Below are 16,457 nucleotides of genomic sequence, written 5' to 3'. Positions count from 1 at the left end.
CTGCAAAAGTAAACTATTATCTTGCATTTGCGAATTATTTATGAAGATACAAACCAAGCAGCGAACTCAAATCTAAATAATGAATTTGCTGCGGATTGTTTAAAATAGGTTTTCGAACAAGAGATTCATTTGTAATAAAATAATGAAGTCCATCTTTTGTTGCAATTCCTTCCACTTGATGAAAAGGAAGTTTTAAATCGATTCGTCTTTTATTTCCTGATAAAAAATCCGGATTTTTAAAATCGTATAGAAGGTATAGAAATGGTTTTCCAGCTTTGGTGTAACCGCACAAAGCAATTAGTTTTTTCTCTTTCAAATATGTGGCGCTAGTTACTAACCCTTTACTATCTAAAGTCGCATTTAATTTCGCAATCTGCATTCCTGACTGATTTGGAAGCGAATAAATGGAGGTTTTAGAAGATTTCCATTGTTTGGTAAACAAATAAATACTGTCTTTGGAAACAATAAAAGCTTCGCAGTCAAAATTAGTTTTATTAGGTTTTGAAGGAGAAAAATCAGTCTGATCGGAATAAGAAAATGAGATAGTCTCAATTTTTGGGTTTTCGTGTAAAAATGATTTTTTTTCAATTTTAAGTATTTTCAAGTCAGTTCTGTTTCCAGAATAATTATTTCCAAAATCTCCAATGTAAATATGTGTGTTGTCTTGAGCGATTTCTTCCCAATCATGATTGATAACTTCAGGAAGAACAATTTTTTTCTTGATTTTCCCTAATGAATCCAAACCATAAATTGTAGTATCGTGATCGTCGTTATGCGTCCATAATAAATTCTCAAAGGAAATTAATCCTGAAGTTTCTTTTAATGAATCACTTAAGCGAAAAGAATATTCGGGTTTTAATTTTACATTTTCATAAAAACAACTGCCGTCATTTATTATAGCTTTCGAATCAAAATTTTTTGAGATACTATCAGTACACCCCAAAACCTGACTTTGTGCGGTTATACTTATTAATAAAAACAATAGAGCAACTTTCATTTTATACTGCTTAGACACCGTAAAGTTAAGACTTTAATATCTCCTACGACCTATTTTAGCGGATACACATGAAGCCATAATTGTGATAGAATAAGGTAATTCTCACTTTTTAACTTTTATTTAATCTGTATGCTAAATACTTTTGCAAAAAATAGAAAAAACGAAAGTTCTCTATTTTATGTTGACCGAGAAAAATAGGTTCTAAATTTCCAATTTCATGTGACTTGGAGATGCGGAGCTGTACCATGAAATGAGAAATCTGCCATTTATAATTATGAAAATAGGAATAACTTTTAGTGCTTTTGATCTGCTCCATGCAGGGCATATTAAAATGTTGGAAGAAGCTAAGCAAAAATGCGATTATTTAATTGCAGGATTACAAACCGATCCAACAATTGATAGACCCGAAAAAAATAAACCAACACAAACCGTTGTAGAAAGATACATCCAACTTAAAGGTTGCAAATTTGTCGATGAAGTTATTCCATACACTACAGAACAGGATTTAGAAGATATTTTACGTTCTTATAAAATTGATATCAGAATAGTTGGGGATGAATATAAGAACAAAAATTTTACAGGAAGAGAATATTGTGAAGAGAAAGGTATAGAAATATATTTTAATACTCGTGATCATCGTTTTTCTAGTAGTGGTTTAAGAAAAGAAGTGATGACAGGGAGTAGTGGGCTGCGGTTAAGGAATATTGCTTGCGATAAATAATTTTTTAATAGGGTTAATTCTAGAATATCAAATATTGAAATGATTAGCATACGAAGAGTGTGCTGTAATTGTTAGAGAATTTGATTTTCAAGAAACAATCAGCTTGAATTATTATTTGCAAACAGGATTCTAAAATTAAAATCTATTGATATGATGGCAAATAGAAAGAAAAAAATTATTTATACATCTGGAACGTTTGATATGTTTCACTCAAATCATTTGAAAATGATTAAATACGCTCGAGGATTAGGCGAAGTTTTAATTGTGGGTGTAAGTTCTGATGAATTGGTTTGTTCTTATAAAAAAGCACCAATTATTCCTTTTGAAGAGCGTTTATCTATTTTAGAAGCTTTGAAATATCCAGATATAGTTATTCCGCAACGCTCATTAGATCATACAGAACTTGTTAAAAATTTAAATATTGATGCTTTTGTGGTAGGCGATGATTGGGTAGGGAAATATGATTATTTAAGAGATTTAGGAATCGAAGTTTTTTATTTTCCTTATGGAGATGGTGTGTCTTCTTCTAAATTGAAAGAAGATATCTTTTATAAATATAAGGAGTTAAAAAACGTTACTGACAAACATAGCAATCCTGAAATTAAAGTAAAATGAAGACAGCATTAATAACAGGCGGTACAAAAGGAATAGGAAAATCAGTGGCAATGCGTTTGTTAGCGGAAGGCTATAATTTAGTTTTAATTTATCTATCTGATAATAAAACGGCTTGTAAAACTAAAGATGAATTTGAGAATTTATTCCCTAAAAGTAAAATAAATTTATTAAAAGTCGATTGCGGAAACCTACAAGAAATAGATATTATTTCTCAATATTTATTTAATAATGATATCTACCTTGATGTACTAATTTTTAATACAGGACTGACTTGTAGGTCAGATTTTGAAAATATTACACAAGAAAACTGGCAAAGAGTATTTAATGTTAATATACATTTTCCAACATTTTTGTTGCAAGCAATTACAAAAAAAATAAAATATAGAGGTTCAATAATCTTTACAGGCTCTTTAATGGGGATTTATCCACATTCTCTTTCTTTATCTTATGGAGTGACCAAGGCTTCAGTTCATGCATTAGTTAAAAATTTAGTAAAAGTTTTTGCACCACAAGAAATAAGAATTAATGCAATTGCACCTGGTTTTGTCAATACAGGATGGCAAAAATCAAAACCTGAAAGTCAGAAAAAAAATATCCGCAAAAAAATAGCTTTAGGGCGTTTTTGTGAGCCAACTGAGTTGACAGATGCTTATTGGTTTTTAATTACGAATACTTATGTAAATGGAGAAATTCTGGTTGTTGATGGTGCATACGCAATGTCATAGATTATAAAAAATGTTTTTTAAGTTAATCAATTTTAAATCATCCTTAGTCTCTAACTTCTTTTCGTTAGTAATCTTACAAGGGGCTAATTATATTTTTCCTTTACTCACAGTGCCTTATTTATTTAGAACATTAGGTGTTGAAGTTTTCGGACTAACGAGTTTTGCAACTGCTTTTTCACAGTACTTTATTGTTTTAACCGATTTTGGATTTAATTTATATGGAGTACAGTTTATTTCTGCTAATAGAGATGAAAAGCAAGCGAGAGATGTTTTTTTTGTAAATGTTTTAATTAGCCAAATCTTGCTCTTTGTAATTGGTCTTGTAATCTTAGTCTTAGTAATCTTTTCTTTCGATAAGTTTTATCATAATTGCTGGCTTTATTTATTATCATACACTACTGTATTTGGAACAGTATTAATGCCAGCTTGGTTTTTTCAAGGGATGGAACAGATGAAATATATCACTAAAATAAATATTGTAACACGCACTCTAGCTATCATTCCAATTTTTTTTCTCGTAAAATCTGATTCCGATTATCTATTAGTTCCTTTTTTTTATGGGTTAGGCTCAATAACGTCAGGGATGATTGCTATTTATATCGTAAAGAAAAAGTTTAATGTAAGTTTGAAATATTCGCTCGTGTCCATTTCACGAATAGAGGAATATTTAAGAAATAGCTCGCAGTTTTTTATGTCTCGAATTTCGGTATCTCTATATACAGTTAGTAATACTTTTGTTTTAGGTCTTGTTGGAGGAAATATGGCAGCAGGGTATTATTCTGCAGCAGAAAAATTATATAGTACGATCCAGAATGTATATAGCCCGCTAAATGGTGCAATATATCCCTATATGGTTAAGCATAAAGATTTGAAGATGTTTAGTAAAATTTTTAAAGCAGTAGTCTTACTTAATAGTATTGTTTTGCCAATAGCAATTTATTATGCAGATTTTATTATGTTATTAATATATAAAAATGTGGCATCTATTAGTATCACAGTATTCCAAGTTTTATTAGGAGTGTGCTTGGTCACTATACCGTCTATTTTGCTTGGGTATCCTTTACTAGGGGCTTTTGGGCATTCAAAATATACAAATAAAACTGTGATCATATCTTCTATATTTCATATATCTGGACTAACCATTTTGTTTTTAACTAATAATATTACAGTAATAACGGTGGCTGTATTGGTCTTTTTAACAGAATTTACAGTATTGTCTCTAAGAATTAAAGGAATAAAAAAATTAGGATTAAATTAAGATGGAAGATTTATCTGAATATAACCCAATTGGGTCTGATTTGCGAAAAGGACAATTACGTATTTTAGAAATTGCGAAAGAATTTGATAGTATCTGCCACAAACATAATGTAACATATTGGTTAATGTCTGGTACATTGTTGGGTGCAAGACGTCATGGAGGATTTATCCCTTGGGATGATGATTTTGATGTGGGGGTAGAGAAAAAAGATTATCAAAGATTATTAAATTGTCTTGAAAAAGAACTTCCAGAAAATTATAAGTTGCAAACTAGAAAAACGGATTCTAATTATAAACATTGTTTTGCTAAAATACGAGATTTAAATTCTGAGATTGAAGAAAATTGCACTATAGAATTCGGCTATAAATTCAATGGTCTTTTTATAGACATTTTTCCATTTGAACAAATTTGTATAAATGAAAAAATTAAAAAGCCTTTAGATTGTAGATATAGTGAATTAAAATACAAGTTTAAAAAAGGCATTCTTTGGCAATTAATTTCAAAATTAGTTTATTATATCTCTTCGTTGGTAGTTTTTGGATTAAGGTTTATTGGATTATTTATTGTAAATAGATTTTCTCATGCATATGGAACTGGTTTTTATGCTCCACACAAATTAGCGACATGCTTTCCAGTACGAAAAATCAAGTTCGAAGACTTTGAATTTAATGCACCTAATGACGTAGATCAATATTTGATAGATGAATATGGAGATTTTATGGCGTTACCTTCAAGGGAAAAGCGTGTAAATCATTCCAATAAGATTAAAATTTTGGATCAAATTCGTTAATAAAACAAATTTTATTAAACTAATAAAATATTTTGGAAGATACAGCTACATATGTATTTTATACTTTGTTTCCAATATTAGTAATTGTTTTTTTTAAAATTTTCGTTAAAGAAAAGAGGATTAACAATAGGGTTGAACTAGATTTAAATGTGCCAGGTTTTATTATTCCTGTACTTTTTTACACATTAATTATTGGTTTAAGGTATAATGTCGGTAGAGATTATGCAGGTTACACACAGTGGTATAAAGAACTGAAATATACTGGCAATTTCCCTGTTGATAATGATTTTGGATTTGTTTTTCTGAACAAATTTCTTGTTAATTTTGGATTTGAGAGTTACTCATTATTCATTGTTATTGCTTTTTTACAAATACTTTTTTTGATGCTCTTTTTAAAAAGTATTCCTTTTATAAGGTATTGGTATCTTTATTTTTTTTTTACTAGTCTTCTTTTTTTTGTAAGCATGAATGCAATGAGACAGACATTAGCATTTTTAATATCTATGTATTGCATACAATTATTAAATAAAAAGAATTACTACACGCTTTTTTTGATGGCAATATTAGCCTTGTCTATACACAAAACAGTTTCCTTACTATTTATCTTACTGCCAGTAATAAAGATTGAGTGGTTTAAAAATGTAAAAAAGCAAATTGTTTTTTTTTTATCAGCAGTTTTTATTCTTCCAAAGTTTTTTATGATTCTTTTAAATTACTTAAACCCTTTGATTAATCTACTAGGTTATAATTATTATATGGAAAATTTAGATATGCTTCGTGATTATACTGAGGAACATATGGTTGGTGAAGGTTTATCTGTTTTTCTGTTTTTTTTTATTGATTTTATGATTATCATATTCTATAATAGATTAAAAGAAAGTTTTAAAAAATATTATTTTATACAATATTATAATCTATTTTTTATAGGAGTTATACTTTCGAGAATGTTCAAGGGCAACTTTATACTTGAAAGAATTTCTGATTACTTTATATTTTTCAGACTAATCATATTATCCTTCCTGATGCTTTACATCTTTAAGGTTTTAAAAAAATCTGAAACAAAAATTATTAAACCTATTGCGCTTTTAGTTTGCATAGCGATGCTTTTGTTTTATTACAGAGGTATCTATAATAATGCCGCAGAAGTTGCACCAATACAATTTATATTCTATCATGATTAAATATAGTATAATTATATGCTCATACAATAGATTTTATTTACTAGAAGAAACAATTGAGTCTATTTTAAAAGATGTAAAACATAGAAATGATACAGAAATTCTCATAGTAGACAATAATTCGACGGATAGTACAAGTAGTCTTAAGTATAAATATGAAAAACATAGCTTTATAAAGTATTTTTTAGAGGTTAACCAAGGTTTGTCAAATGCTAGAAATCGAGGAATTAAGGAATCTAAGGGAGAAATTCTAGTTTATCTAGATGATGATATAGAACTAGTAAAAGATTATTTCAATACTTGTGATGAAATTTTTTCGAATAACAATATTATTGTAGCTGGGGGTAAAGTTTTACCTTTTAAAATCAAGATTCCTGATTGGCTTCCAAGAAAATATTATTTTTTGGTAAGTGTTTTTGATTTAGGTGATCAGCCAAAATATGTTAAACATTTGATGGGAGGGAATTTTGCTATAAGAAAAAAAGATGCCTTAAATATTGGCTTTTATGATAATGAATTAGGACGTACGAAGAAAAAACTTGCCGGAGGTGAGGAGATAGATTATCAAAATAGAGCACATAAAAAAGGGTATAAAATGTTTTATCATCCTAATCAAAATATTCTCCATAAAATAAATGACAAGTTAAATGAAAATTATGTTTTGGATTATGCAAAAGAGTTAGGCAGGTCCGAAAGAATAATTGATAATTCTGTTTCAAGTTTAAAAGTAAAAGTGAAAATTCTAAAATCACATATTGCAATTTTAATTTACAGACTTTTTTTTGAATTTATTAAACAAAAAAAAACAAAAGTTTATTTAAGCATAATCAGTGAATTTGCAGATGGTTATTTAAATAAACATAAAAATATTAAGCTATAAATTAATATCAGTTTGCTGTTAAAAGAGACTGGTTATTGACTAATTGATTGAATGAAAGTTTTAATGGTTGCCAGAAAGACACTAAACACAGTGCCTGGTGGCGATACGGTTCAAATAAATAATACGGCTAAATATCTAAGAGAGTTTGGTATTATAGTAGACTTATGTATTGGCTCTGACACTATTGATTATTCTACTTATGATTTAATACATTTCTTTAATATCATTCGACCAGATGACATTTTGCCCCACATTTTAAAATCTAGACTCCCATTTATAGTTTCTACAATATTTGTTGATTATAGTGAATTTGAAAGAAATCGAAGTGGTGCTATTGGGCTATTGACAAAATTATTTAGCAGTGATACATTAGAGTATGCAAAAACTATTGCAAGATTTTTAAAAAATGGGGATAAAATAAATTCCAAATTCTATCTGTTAAATGGCCATAGAAAATCAGTTAAATATATTGCTGACAAAGCAAGTCTTCTGCTTCCAAACTCACATAGCGAATATATACGATTTGTCAAAAAATATAATGTTAAGACACCATATCTAAAAATACCAAATTCAATAGATCTAAAAGTTTTTAACGACGGAATTATTCCAAACGAAAATTTTAAAAATCATATTCTTTGCGTTGGAAGAATTGAAGGACTAAAAAACCAATTGAATTTAATAAAAGCACTACGGGGATCAGATTTGTATTTGACAATAATAGGAAAGCCTGCGCCCAATCACTTAGATTATTATAAAGAGTGTAAAAAAATAGTTGAAGAAAATGAAAATATGCAAATGATTGACCATGTTAGTCACAAAGAATTAGCAGCAATTTTGAAAGCGTCAAAGGTACATGTTCTTCCTAGTTGGTTCGAAACCACTGGATTAATTTCGATAGAAGCTGCTGTTATGGATTGTAATATTGTTATTACTCGAAAAGGTGATACAGAAGAATATTTTAAGGATTTTGCTTTTTATTGTGAACCTGATGATGTTCGCTCTATTAAAAATGCAGTTTTGCTTGCTTATAGTAAAGAAAAGAACAACTCTTTAAAGGATTTAATATTAGCTGAATATGTTTGGGAAAAAACGGCACAAAAGACATTAAAGGCTTATAATTTAGTTTTAAATAAATGAAAATCTCAATAATAGGAACTAGAGGGATTCCTAATTATTATGGAGGTTTTGAACAATGTGCAGAATATCTTGCTTTAGGTTTAATAAAGCAAGGATTTGAAGTTATTGTTTATAATTCCCATAATCATCCTTATCAGGAAAAACAATGGAATGGTGTACAAATTGTCCATTGCTATGATCCAGAAGATAGACTTGGTACAGCAGGACAGTTTATCTATGATTTAAATTGCATTTTAGATGTCAGAAAGCAAAATTGCGATATCGTATTGCAGTTAGGATACACAAGTAGTTCTATTTGGAGTTGGTTAATGCCTAGAAAGGCTGTGATTACTACAAATATGGATGGTCTAGAATGGAAAAGAACCAAGTACTCGAAACTAGTTAAAAAGTTTCTAGAGTATGCTGAATATCTTGCTGTTAAATGTAGTGATCATTTAATTTCTGATTCAATTGGAATACAAAATTATCTAAAAAACAAATATAATGTATCGTCTACCTATATTGCTTATGGAGCCACTCTTTTTGAAAATAATAGGACAGATGTACTTGAAAAATACAAGTTATCTGCTTTTAATTTTGATATGCTAATTGCAAGATTAGAACCTGAAAATAGTATTGAAATTATTTTAGAGGGTGTTTCTAAATCAGACTTAAAAAATCCTTTTCTAGTTATAGGGAATTATGAAACATCTTATGGGACATATCTAAAAACTAAATTTTCAAATTATTCACAAATTCAATTTTTAGGAAGTATTTACGATATAGATATCTTAAACAATTTGAGGTTTTATTCACGAATTTATTTTCATGGGCATACCGTCGGAGGTACAAATCCATCTTTGCTTGAAGCAATGGCATCTAATAGTCTAATATGTGCAAATTACAATGATTTCAACAAATATATATTAGGTGATGATGCAATTTATTTTTTAGATGCAGATGATGTCGCAAATCATTTGATAAGTACAGACTATCATTTAGAATGGTTTCAGGAAATGTTAGCGAATAACAAAAGAAAAATAATTGATTTTTATGATTGGAAGATAATTATAGATCAGTATGCCAATCATTTTAAAGATATTTTAAAGTAATTATCATGAATATTTTGCAAGGATTAGCCCAATATCGCTTTTCCCGTTATTTCAAACTAATTTTTATTCTTTCAGATTTAGCAATTTTCAATTTATGCATTGTATTATCTATTATTGCAAGATATGGTAATGTAGGAAGATTGCATTTAAAAGAAGTACAGACCATATCATTATTAGGTAATTTAGTATGGATTTCCTTATTGCTCTTTAATGATTCGTATAGAATAATTCGAATCGAACCTATAGAGTCGATGCTAACAAGAACAATTAAAAAGATTGTAATTCATGCATCAATAATTATAGCATTTGTTTTCTTTTTAAACTATTCTGATATATCTAGATTTAGGTTAGGTTATTTCTATATATTCTTTTTTATACTCCTGATGTTTTCCAGATATACATCGATGAAATTATTAAAATGCATTAGGGCTAAAGGCTATAATTTTAGAAATTTTGTCATTGTTGGAGCAAATGTAGCGGGAAAACAGATTAGAAAAACTCTAGCTAAGGATTTAACAAATGGATATCGGTTTTTAGGTTTTTTTGATGACAGTCCAATAACACTTGAAAAAGAGGAGACTTACATTGGAGGTTTTGATGAAATTGAAGAATTCATTAAAAGCGAAAAAGTCGATGAAATGTATATTGCACTTCACATTAACCAAATTTCTGTAATAAATAAATTGACACAAATTTGCGATCAGAATATGGTTCGAATCAAATTTGTTCCCGATTTTCAGCAGTACACAAAATCTAATAGAGTTCAAGTTTCATATTATCAAAATACTCCGATTTTAATTTTTCACCCCGAACCTTTAGAATACGCAGTCAATCGATTTATAAAAAAAGTATTCGATCTATGTTTCTCTGCACTTGTAATCCTGTTAATATTTCCTTGGCTGTTTCCCGTTGTAATGTTTATTATAAAAATAGAATCTCGTGGGCCAGTATTTTTTAAGCAAGAACGTTCTGGAAGAGATAATCAATCTTTTAAATGTTTAAAGTTTAGAAGTATGAAAATAAATAATGCGTCAGACACTAAGCAGGCTCACAAAGGGGATTGCAGAGTTACAAAGTTTGGTGCCTTTATGCGTAAGACTAGTATAGATGAACTTCCTCAGTTTTTTAATGTCTTAATTGGAGATATGTCAGTTGTCGGGCCTAGACCACACATGGTAAATCATACTAATCAATATCGGGAGCTAATCAATAATTATTTAGTTCGTCATTATGCAAAACCGGGTATTACTGGGTGGGCTCAGGTAAATGGCTATAGAGGTGAAACCAAGGAGCTTGTAGATATGAAAAACAGAGTTGATTATGATATTTGGTATATCGAAAACTGGAGTTTACTGCTAGATTTTAGAATCATTATTAAAACAGTTCTAAATATTTTCCATGGTGAGAAAAATGCGTATTGAGTGTAGTACAGCTTCTTATAAATACTTTCAAAAAATAATTGCAATGCGATTATTAAAATTTTTAATAAAATGAAATCTAAAATGTTTTGGATAAAAAGCGTTGTTTTTTTATCACTATTATTCTTGTTCTCCTGTGCTTCACGGAAAAATATTGTTTATTATCAGGATATTGATAAAATTACCGATAAGGGAGGAGAATCCTATGAAGTTAAAATACAGCCTGATGACTTATTAATGATTATAGTTTCTGCAGATGATGTCGAAGCGGCTTTACCATTTAATTTAAAAACCTACAGTACTTCTGGAAATAGATTAGACATAACACGTGGACAGGAAACTGTACAGCAATATCTAGTTGATTTTGAGGGAAATATTGAGTTTCCAGTTTTAGGAAAAATTAAAGTAGGAGGATTGTCTCGTACTGAAGTACTTCATTTACTGCAAAATAAAATTAGTGGCTACATCAAAAATCCAATTATCAATCTTCGTATTACCAACTTTAAAATTTCTTTACAAGGTGAGGTCAATATGCCTGGAACCTATTCTGTTGCTTCTGAAAGGATTACTTTAATAGAAGCATTGAGTATGGGAAAAGATTTAACTGTTTACGGGAAAAGAAACAACATCTTAATTATAAGAGAAACTAACGGCAAGAAATCTTATAACAGAGTAAATATTACCAAGTCTGATTTTATTAATTCTCCATTTTATTATTTAGCTCAAAACGATGTAGTTTATGTTGAGCCAAATAAAACAAAAGTGAATTCGTCTGCAGTAGGACCAAATACCTCAGTAATAATATCTGCGGTTTCCATTTTAGTTTCACTTTCAGTTTTAATATTTAAATAAGAAAAAATGCAAAATCAAGATTTCTATGATGATTTTACAAACGAAGATAATGAAGGCTTAAATTTCCGTGAGCAGTTTGAAAAATATATTATTTACTGGAAGTGGTTTTTATTGAGTGTGGTATTGGGACTTTTATGCTCTTTTGTGTACTTGCAATATGCAACATCGCGGTATGAGGCTACTACTACTATATTAGTAAAAGATGAAAAAAAGGGAAGTATGCTTTCTCAATTATCAATGTTTTCAGATTTAGGTTTTGGATCAAATATGAAAAGTAATGTAGACAACGAAATTGAAATTTTAAAATCTAGAACATTAGTTGAAAAGACAATTCAAAAATTAAATCTTAATGTAACCCTATATATTAAAAGAACTTTAAATGACCAAGATATTTATGGAGAAGCTCCCATAAAAGTATTTTTTGTAAATAAGTCAAATCTTTTTGATGAATCTGAGATGGGCTTAAAGTTAAAGTTTTTAAGCCCAAATACATTTACTTTAGAAGATGTGGCAAATGAAGACGAAAGCATGCTTGTTTCTAATAAAAAAGAATATAAATATGGTGAAAAAATACTTACTTCGATTGGAACTTTCATTGTTGAGAAAACTGTTTTTTTTGAAAAAAAATCTTCCGATAAATTTAAACCCATTTATATTGCTGTCAAGCCATTGGATGATATTGCCATGACATTTCAAAAATCTCTTAGGGTAGAACCTGTAAGCAAGACGAGCAGCGTGGTTAGTCTATCAGTCTCTGATCCTGTTTCTCAAAAAGCAAAAGATTTCTTGAATACAATGGTTCAAATTTATAATAGAGATGCTGCAGAGGATAGAAATTTAATTTCTGAAAATACTTCAACTTTTATTACAAACCGTTTAATCTTAATCTCGGAGGAATTGAGCGGAGTTGAACAGCATGTTGAAAGTTTTAAAAAAATAAACCAATTGGCTGATATAGAATCTCAAGCTAAGCTGTTTATTGATGGCTCTAATGAATATAATAAAAAAGGTGTAGAAACTGAAATTCAATTGAATGTGGTTTCTTCTCTTTTAGATTTTCTAAAAAAAAGCAATAATTCGGATTTACTTCCAACAAACCTAATTTCAGATCAAGGAGAATCAAGTTCTCTGATGAATTCGTATAATCAGCTTGTTCTTGACCGCAATAGGATTTTAAAATCTGCTACCGCTGAAAACCCTGCTGTTTTAAAACTTAACGAGCAAATTTCGTCTTTAAAATCAAATATCTCTCAAAGTTTAAAACAAGCACAATCTAATCTTCAGATTAAAATTCGCGATTTAAAAGGACAAGAAGGTATTTTAAAAAATAAAATCGAAAAAATTCCGTTGCAGGAACGCCAGTTTAGAGTAATAGAAAGACAGCAGAAAGTAAAAGAAGAACTTTATATCTATTTACTTCAAAAAAGAGAGGAAACAACAATTTCTCTAGCAGCAACAGAACCCAATGCTCGTGTAATTGATGTTGCGAAAGAAGAAAAAAATCCTATAAGTCCTAAGAAAAAAATAGTATATCTGGCAGGAATCTTATTGGGACTTATAATTCCGTATGGAATAATTTATACGAGGGATTTATTCGATACAAAAATAAAGAGCAAATTAGATTTAGATGGCAATACACAAATTCCATTTATAGGAGACATACCTACTTTTGATAATGTTAAGGAACTTATTAAATCGGAAAGCAGAGATAGTTCTTCAGAAGCTCTGAGGATTGTTCGTACTAATTTGGAGTTTATGTTAAATAGTGTCCCTCAAAATGTTGCGAAAACAATTTTTGTTACTTCAACTTTTGCTGGAGAAGGAAAAACACTATTATCTGCAAATTTAGCAGCTACTTTTGCTTTATCTGGAAAACGAGTTTTATTAATTGGTATGGATATTAGAAGCCCAAAAATTAATGAACTTATGGCTGTGACTAATATTGGATTAACAAATTATTTGTCTTCTAATGAACAAAATATTCAAGAGTATATCGTTAAACATAAAGACTACAAAGACTTATATGTTTTACCAGCAGGGGTAATTCCACCAAATCCTGCAGAATTGTTAATGAGCAGTAAAATTGATGAGCTTTTTATTCAATTGAAAAAGAAATATGATTACATTATTGTAGACACTGCTCCGGTTGCTTTAGTGGCAGATACATTGCTTATTGCAAAAAATGCAGATGCATTTGCCTATGTTATACGAGCAAATAAGCTAGATAAACGAATGCTTTCGTTTGCTAATTCCCTTTATAAAGAAAAGAAACTTCCTAATATGTGTATTGTATTAAATGACACGGTTTCCTCAAAAGGTTACGGATATGGTTATGGGTACAATGAAGTAAAAAAGAAAAAGAAATGGTTTTAAAAATATAACTAAAAATTAAAAAGTTATTAAAGCGGTCTATTGCTATAGGTCGCTTTTTTTGTTTTGATCGAATTCTTTTTGCGAAAAATCTTAATTAAAAGTTTAAGAAAATTGTTCTAAAGATAAGATTAAAGTGTGATTAAAATCTTATTTTCGTCGCCAGTACAAAAACAATCAATTTCCAGAAGAAGAAAGTAATGAGATTTTTACAAAAATTGTCAGATTATCGATTTTCGCGTTACTCCAAAGTCCTCTTTGTTTGTTGGGATTTGATTATACTGAATATTGCAATTTATCTCTCATTTATAGTTCGATTTGGAACTATAGATAATCTTTTGACAAAAGACGAAAGAACAATTTCATTGTTTACAAATTTAATTTGGATAGGACTTTTACTGCACAAAGATTCTCACAGGATTATCAGAATCGAATATATTGAAACAATACTTCAAAGAACAATAAAGAAAATTTTTATACATATAGCATTCGTAGTTTTTTTTGTTGTTATTTTAAAATACTACGATATATCGAGGCTCAGATTATTATGCTTCTATCTTTTTTTCTTTACCTTTTTAGTGATCTCCCGATATGTATTAATGAAGGTTTTAAAATATATGCGCGCAAAAGGGTATAATTTTAAAAAAATTATCATTGTTGGAGCAAATAATACAGGAGAAAAAATACATAAAATATTAGCTAAGGATCTGACGTATGGCTATAAATTTTTGGGCTTTTTTGATGAAAACCAAACAGGAAATCTAAATCCATTGACCATTCGAGGAGGTTTTGATGAAGTCCAGGAATTTATTATTACAGAAAAAGTAGATGAGGTTTATGTGGCTTTGCATATAGATAAGGTAGATATTATAACTAAGCTTATAAAAATATGTGAGCAAAATATGGTGCGTATTAAAATTATTCCAGATTTTCAGTTGTATACAAAATCGAGTAAGGTCGAAATCGCTTTTTACGAAAACACTCCAGTTTTAATGCTTCGTTCTGAACCTCTTGAATTAGCGGTGAATAGAATTATAAAAAAAGTTTTTGATGTCTGTTTTTCAATATTAGTTATACTGCTTATTTTTCCATGGCTTTTTCCCATTGTAATGCTAATTATTAAATTAGAATCTAAGGGGCCGATATTTTTTAAGCAAGCTCGTTCGGGTCGTGACAATAAATCGTTTGTTTGTTTTAAGTTTAGAAGCATGTATCTCAACGATAAAGCTCATGATCAGCAGGCTAAAAAGGGTGATAGCAGGGTTACTAAATTTGGTTCTTTTATGAGAAAGACCAGTATCGACGAGCTGCCGCAGTTTTTTAATGTTCTTTGGGGCAGTATGTCTGTTGTTGGACCAAGACCACATATGATTAATCTAGCCAAAGAATATGGCGAATTGATTGATAATTATTCTGTAAGGCATTTTGCAAAGCCTGGAATAACTGGTTGGGCGCAGGTTAATGGCTACAGAGGAGAAACGAAGAAATTAAAAGATATGGAAAATAGAGTAGAGTGTGATATTTGGTATATCGAAAATTGGAGCTTACTCTTAGATATAAAAATTATCGTTCGTACTCTTATTAATGTTCTAAAAGGTGATGATAACGCTTACTAAGATCATAAGTCTTAAAACTTAAAAAACGTATTATTCTTAATAACTTCTCTTAAAGCGGTTTCATTTTTGATTTTAATTTTTTGATCGAAAGCTGCAATATGATTTTTATGGTGCACATCAGAACCTGCAAAATTATATAATCCCTTTTTTAGAAGTTCGTCTGCAACTTTTGTGATTTTTTCTCCATAATAACCAACTGTTGCTAATAAATTTAGCTGAAACAAACAGCCTGCATTTTTTAACTTTTCGTATTCAGCGAAGTTTTTATGATAAAATAAATACCTTTCAGGATGAGCAAGGACTGGAATATAACCTGCGACTTGCAATTCGAATAAAACCTTATAAAGTTGGATAGGCGCATTGATATAAGACATTTCGACCAAGACATAATTGTCTTTTAAAGTCAGCAGTTTTTGCTCTCTAAAAAGATTTTCGAACCAATTATCAATAAAATATTCTGCCGCCGCCCGAATCGGGATTTCAATTTTATTTTCTTTTAGTGCTTTTTGAGTTTCCTCAAGTTTTAATTGGATCGCTTCTGGAGAATTATTCCAGATATGGTAATTAATATGGGGAGTTGTAACAAGTTGTGAAACACCAAGATCTTGTAAAGATTTAGCAAGAGCAGTTGATTTTGTAATGTCATTTGCACCATCATCAATTCCAGACAAAACATGCGAATGAATATCTACAAAACTACCGTCGAGAAGTTCTTTTAAAACAGGTTTTGATTTGAAAAATGATAACATGGGACAAATGAGTATTAATCAATTTTATAGAGAGCAAAATTAATCTAGAATTTGTAATAA

The 16,457-nt window shown here is 29.5% G+C and carries 15 protein-coding genes; 13 read left to right on the top strand and 2 right to left on the bottom strand.

Translation table 11 applies throughout. The features are described 5' to 3' along the window. Positions 1 to 34: 34 nt before the first annotated feature. Positions 35 to 997 (bottom strand): T9SS C-terminal target domain-containing protein, encoded by a 963-nt coding sequence (locus tag Q9Q97_RS08540; RefSeq protein WP_306156172.1) that lies wholly within the window; start codon positions 995 to 997, stop codon positions 35 to 37. A 274-nt stretch (positions 998 to 1,271) separates the two neighbouring features. Between Q9Q97_RS08540 and Q9Q97_RS08535 the strand changes: the two genes are divergently transcribed. The 13 genes from Q9Q97_RS08535 (at position 1,272) to Q9Q97_RS08475 (ending at position 15,648) form a co-directional block, all read left to right on the top strand. Further along, positions 1,272 to 1,718: an adenylyltransferase/cytidyltransferase family protein gene (locus Q9Q97_RS08535; protein ID WP_306156171.1), complete on the top strand. Its 447-nt coding sequence runs from the start codon at positions 1,272 to 1,274 to the stop codon at positions 1,716 to 1,718. 150 nt (positions 1,719 to 1,868) lie between these two features. Beyond that, positions 1,869 to 2,333, top strand: coding sequence for an adenylyltransferase/cytidyltransferase family protein (locus Q9Q97_RS08530; RefSeq protein WP_306156170.1), 465 nt, complete (start codon positions 1,869 to 1,871; stop codon positions 2,331 to 2,333). Continuing rightward, entirely contained in the window at positions 2,330 to 3,058 is a 729-nt protein-coding gene (locus tag Q9Q97_RS08525) for an SDR family NAD(P)-dependent oxidoreductase (protein ID WP_306156169.1), read from the top strand. The genes Q9Q97_RS08530 and Q9Q97_RS08525 overlap by 4 nt, the downstream gene beginning before the upstream one ends. 10 nt (positions 3,059 to 3,068) lie before the next feature. After that, complete coding sequence (locus Q9Q97_RS08520) at positions 3,069 to 4,316, top strand: oligosaccharide flippase family protein (RefSeq protein ID WP_306156168.1); 1,248 nt, start codon at positions 3,069 to 3,071, stop codon at positions 4,314 to 4,316. Between the two features lies 1 nt (position 4,317). Continuing rightward, positions 4,318 to 5,106 (top strand): phosphorylcholine transferase LicD, encoded by a 789-nt coding sequence (locus Q9Q97_RS08515; RefSeq protein ID WP_306156167.1) that lies wholly within the window; start codon positions 4,318 to 4,320, stop codon positions 5,104 to 5,106. A gap of 32 nt (positions 5,107 to 5,138) precedes the next feature. After that, positions 5,139 to 6,287: an EpsG family protein gene (locus tag Q9Q97_RS08510; protein ID WP_306156166.1), complete on the top strand. Its 1,149-nt coding sequence runs from the start codon at positions 5,139 to 5,141 to the stop codon at positions 6,285 to 6,287. Then, entirely contained in the window at positions 6,280 to 7,164 is an 885-nt protein-coding gene (locus tag Q9Q97_RS08505) for a glycosyltransferase family 2 protein (RefSeq protein ID WP_306156165.1), read from the top strand. The genes Q9Q97_RS08510 and Q9Q97_RS08505 overlap by 8 nt, the downstream gene beginning before the upstream one ends. A gap of 51 nt (positions 7,165 to 7,215) precedes the next feature. Further along, positions 7,216 to 8,301 carry a glycosyltransferase family 4 protein gene (locus Q9Q97_RS08500; protein ID WP_306156163.1) on the top strand — a complete coding sequence of 362 codons (1,086 nt, stop codon included), beginning with the start codon at positions 7,216 to 7,218 and terminating at the stop codon, positions 8,299 to 8,301. Then, complete coding sequence (locus Q9Q97_RS08495) at positions 8,298 to 9,392, top strand: DUF1972 domain-containing protein (protein ID WP_306156162.1); 1,095 nt, start codon at positions 8,298 to 8,300, stop codon at positions 9,390 to 9,392. The genes Q9Q97_RS08500 and Q9Q97_RS08495 overlap by 4 nt, the downstream gene beginning before the upstream one ends. Positions 9,393 to 9,397: 5 nt before the next feature. Then, a complete protein-coding gene (locus tag Q9Q97_RS08490) occupies positions 9,398 to 10,813 on the top strand; it encodes an undecaprenyl-phosphate glucose phosphotransferase (RefSeq protein WP_306156161.1) in 1,416 nt (471 codons plus the stop codon). Positions 10,814 to 10,882: 69 nt separating this feature from the next. Continuing rightward, positions 10,883 to 11,662: a polysaccharide biosynthesis/export family protein gene (locus Q9Q97_RS08485; protein WP_306156160.1), complete on the top strand. Its 780-nt coding sequence runs from the start codon at positions 10,883 to 10,885 to the stop codon at positions 11,660 to 11,662. 6 nt (positions 11,663 to 11,668) lie between these two features. Further along, positions 11,669 to 14,035, top strand: coding sequence for a polysaccharide biosynthesis tyrosine autokinase (locus Q9Q97_RS08480; RefSeq protein ID WP_306156158.1), 2,367 nt, complete (start codon positions 11,669 to 11,671; stop codon positions 14,033 to 14,035). Positions 14,036 to 14,232: 197 nt separating this feature from the next. After that, positions 14,233 to 15,648: an undecaprenyl-phosphate glucose phosphotransferase gene (locus Q9Q97_RS08475; protein ID WP_306156157.1), complete on the top strand. Its 1,416-nt coding sequence runs from the start codon at positions 14,233 to 14,235 to the stop codon at positions 15,646 to 15,648. An 11-nt stretch (positions 15,649 to 15,659) separates the two neighbouring features. Here Q9Q97_RS08475 and Q9Q97_RS08470 read toward each other — a convergent pair whose 3' ends face one another. Next, complete coding sequence (locus tag Q9Q97_RS08470) at positions 15,660 to 16,397, bottom strand: tyrosine-protein phosphatase (RefSeq protein WP_306156155.1); 738 nt, start codon at positions 16,395 to 16,397, stop codon at positions 15,660 to 15,662. Positions 16,398 to 16,457: the final 60 nt, after the last annotated feature.

The sequence above is a fragment of the Flavobacterium sp. DG2-3 genome (genome assembly GCF_030730925.1).
Classification (GTDB): domain Bacteria; phylum Bacteroidota; class Bacteroidia; order Flavobacteriales; family Flavobacteriaceae; genus Flavobacterium.
Note: the sequence above shows the minus strand (reverse complement) of the source record. Positions and strands in the feature narration are given on the sequence as shown.

Excerpts from the sequence above, each read along its gene's own strand:
- Q9Q97_RS08540 (WP_306156172.1), bottom strand. The coding sequence starts at position 997 with ATGAAAGTTGCTCTATTGTTTTTATTAATAAGTATAACCGCACAAAGT.
- Q9Q97_RS08535 (WP_306156171.1), top strand. The coding sequence starts at position 1,272 with ATGAAAATAGGAATAACTTTTAGTGCTTTTGATCTGCTCCATGCAGGG.
- Q9Q97_RS08530 (WP_306156170.1), top strand. The coding sequence starts at position 1,869 with ATGATGGCAAATAGAAAGAAAAAAATTATTTATACATCTGGAACGTTT.
- Q9Q97_RS08525 (WP_306156169.1), top strand. The coding sequence starts at position 2,330 with ATGAAGACAGCATTAATAACAGGCGGTACAAAAGGAATAGGAAAATCA.
- Q9Q97_RS08520 (WP_306156168.1), top strand. The coding sequence starts at position 3,069 with ATGTTTTTTAAGTTAATCAATTTTAAATCATCCTTAGTCTCTAACTTC.
- Q9Q97_RS08515 (WP_306156167.1), top strand. The coding sequence starts at position 4,318 with ATGGAAGATTTATCTGAATATAACCCAATTGGGTCTGATTTGCGAAAA.
- Q9Q97_RS08505 (WP_306156165.1), top strand. The coding sequence starts at position 6,280 with ATGATTAAATATAGTATAATTATATGCTCATACAATAGATTTTATTTA.
- Q9Q97_RS08500 (WP_306156163.1), top strand. The coding sequence starts at position 7,216 with ATGAAAGTTTTAATGGTTGCCAGAAAGACACTAAACACAGTGCCTGGT.
- Q9Q97_RS08495 (WP_306156162.1), top strand. The coding sequence starts at position 8,298 with ATGAAAATCTCAATAATAGGAACTAGAGGGATTCCTAATTATTATGGA.
- Q9Q97_RS08490 (WP_306156161.1), top strand. The coding sequence starts at position 9,398 with ATGAATATTTTGCAAGGATTAGCCCAATATCGCTTTTCCCGTTATTTC.
- Q9Q97_RS08485 (WP_306156160.1), top strand. The coding sequence starts at position 10,883 with ATGAAATCTAAAATGTTTTGGATAAAAAGCGTTGTTTTTTTATCACTA.
- Q9Q97_RS08480 (WP_306156158.1), top strand. The coding sequence starts at position 11,669 with ATGCAAAATCAAGATTTCTATGATGATTTTACAAACGAAGATAATGAA.
- Q9Q97_RS08475 (WP_306156157.1), top strand. The coding sequence starts at position 14,233 with ATGAGATTTTTACAAAAATTGTCAGATTATCGATTTTCGCGTTACTCC.
- Q9Q97_RS08470 (WP_306156155.1), bottom strand. The coding sequence starts at position 16,397 with ATGTTATCATTTTTCAAATCAAAACCTGTTTTAAAAGAACTTCTCGAC.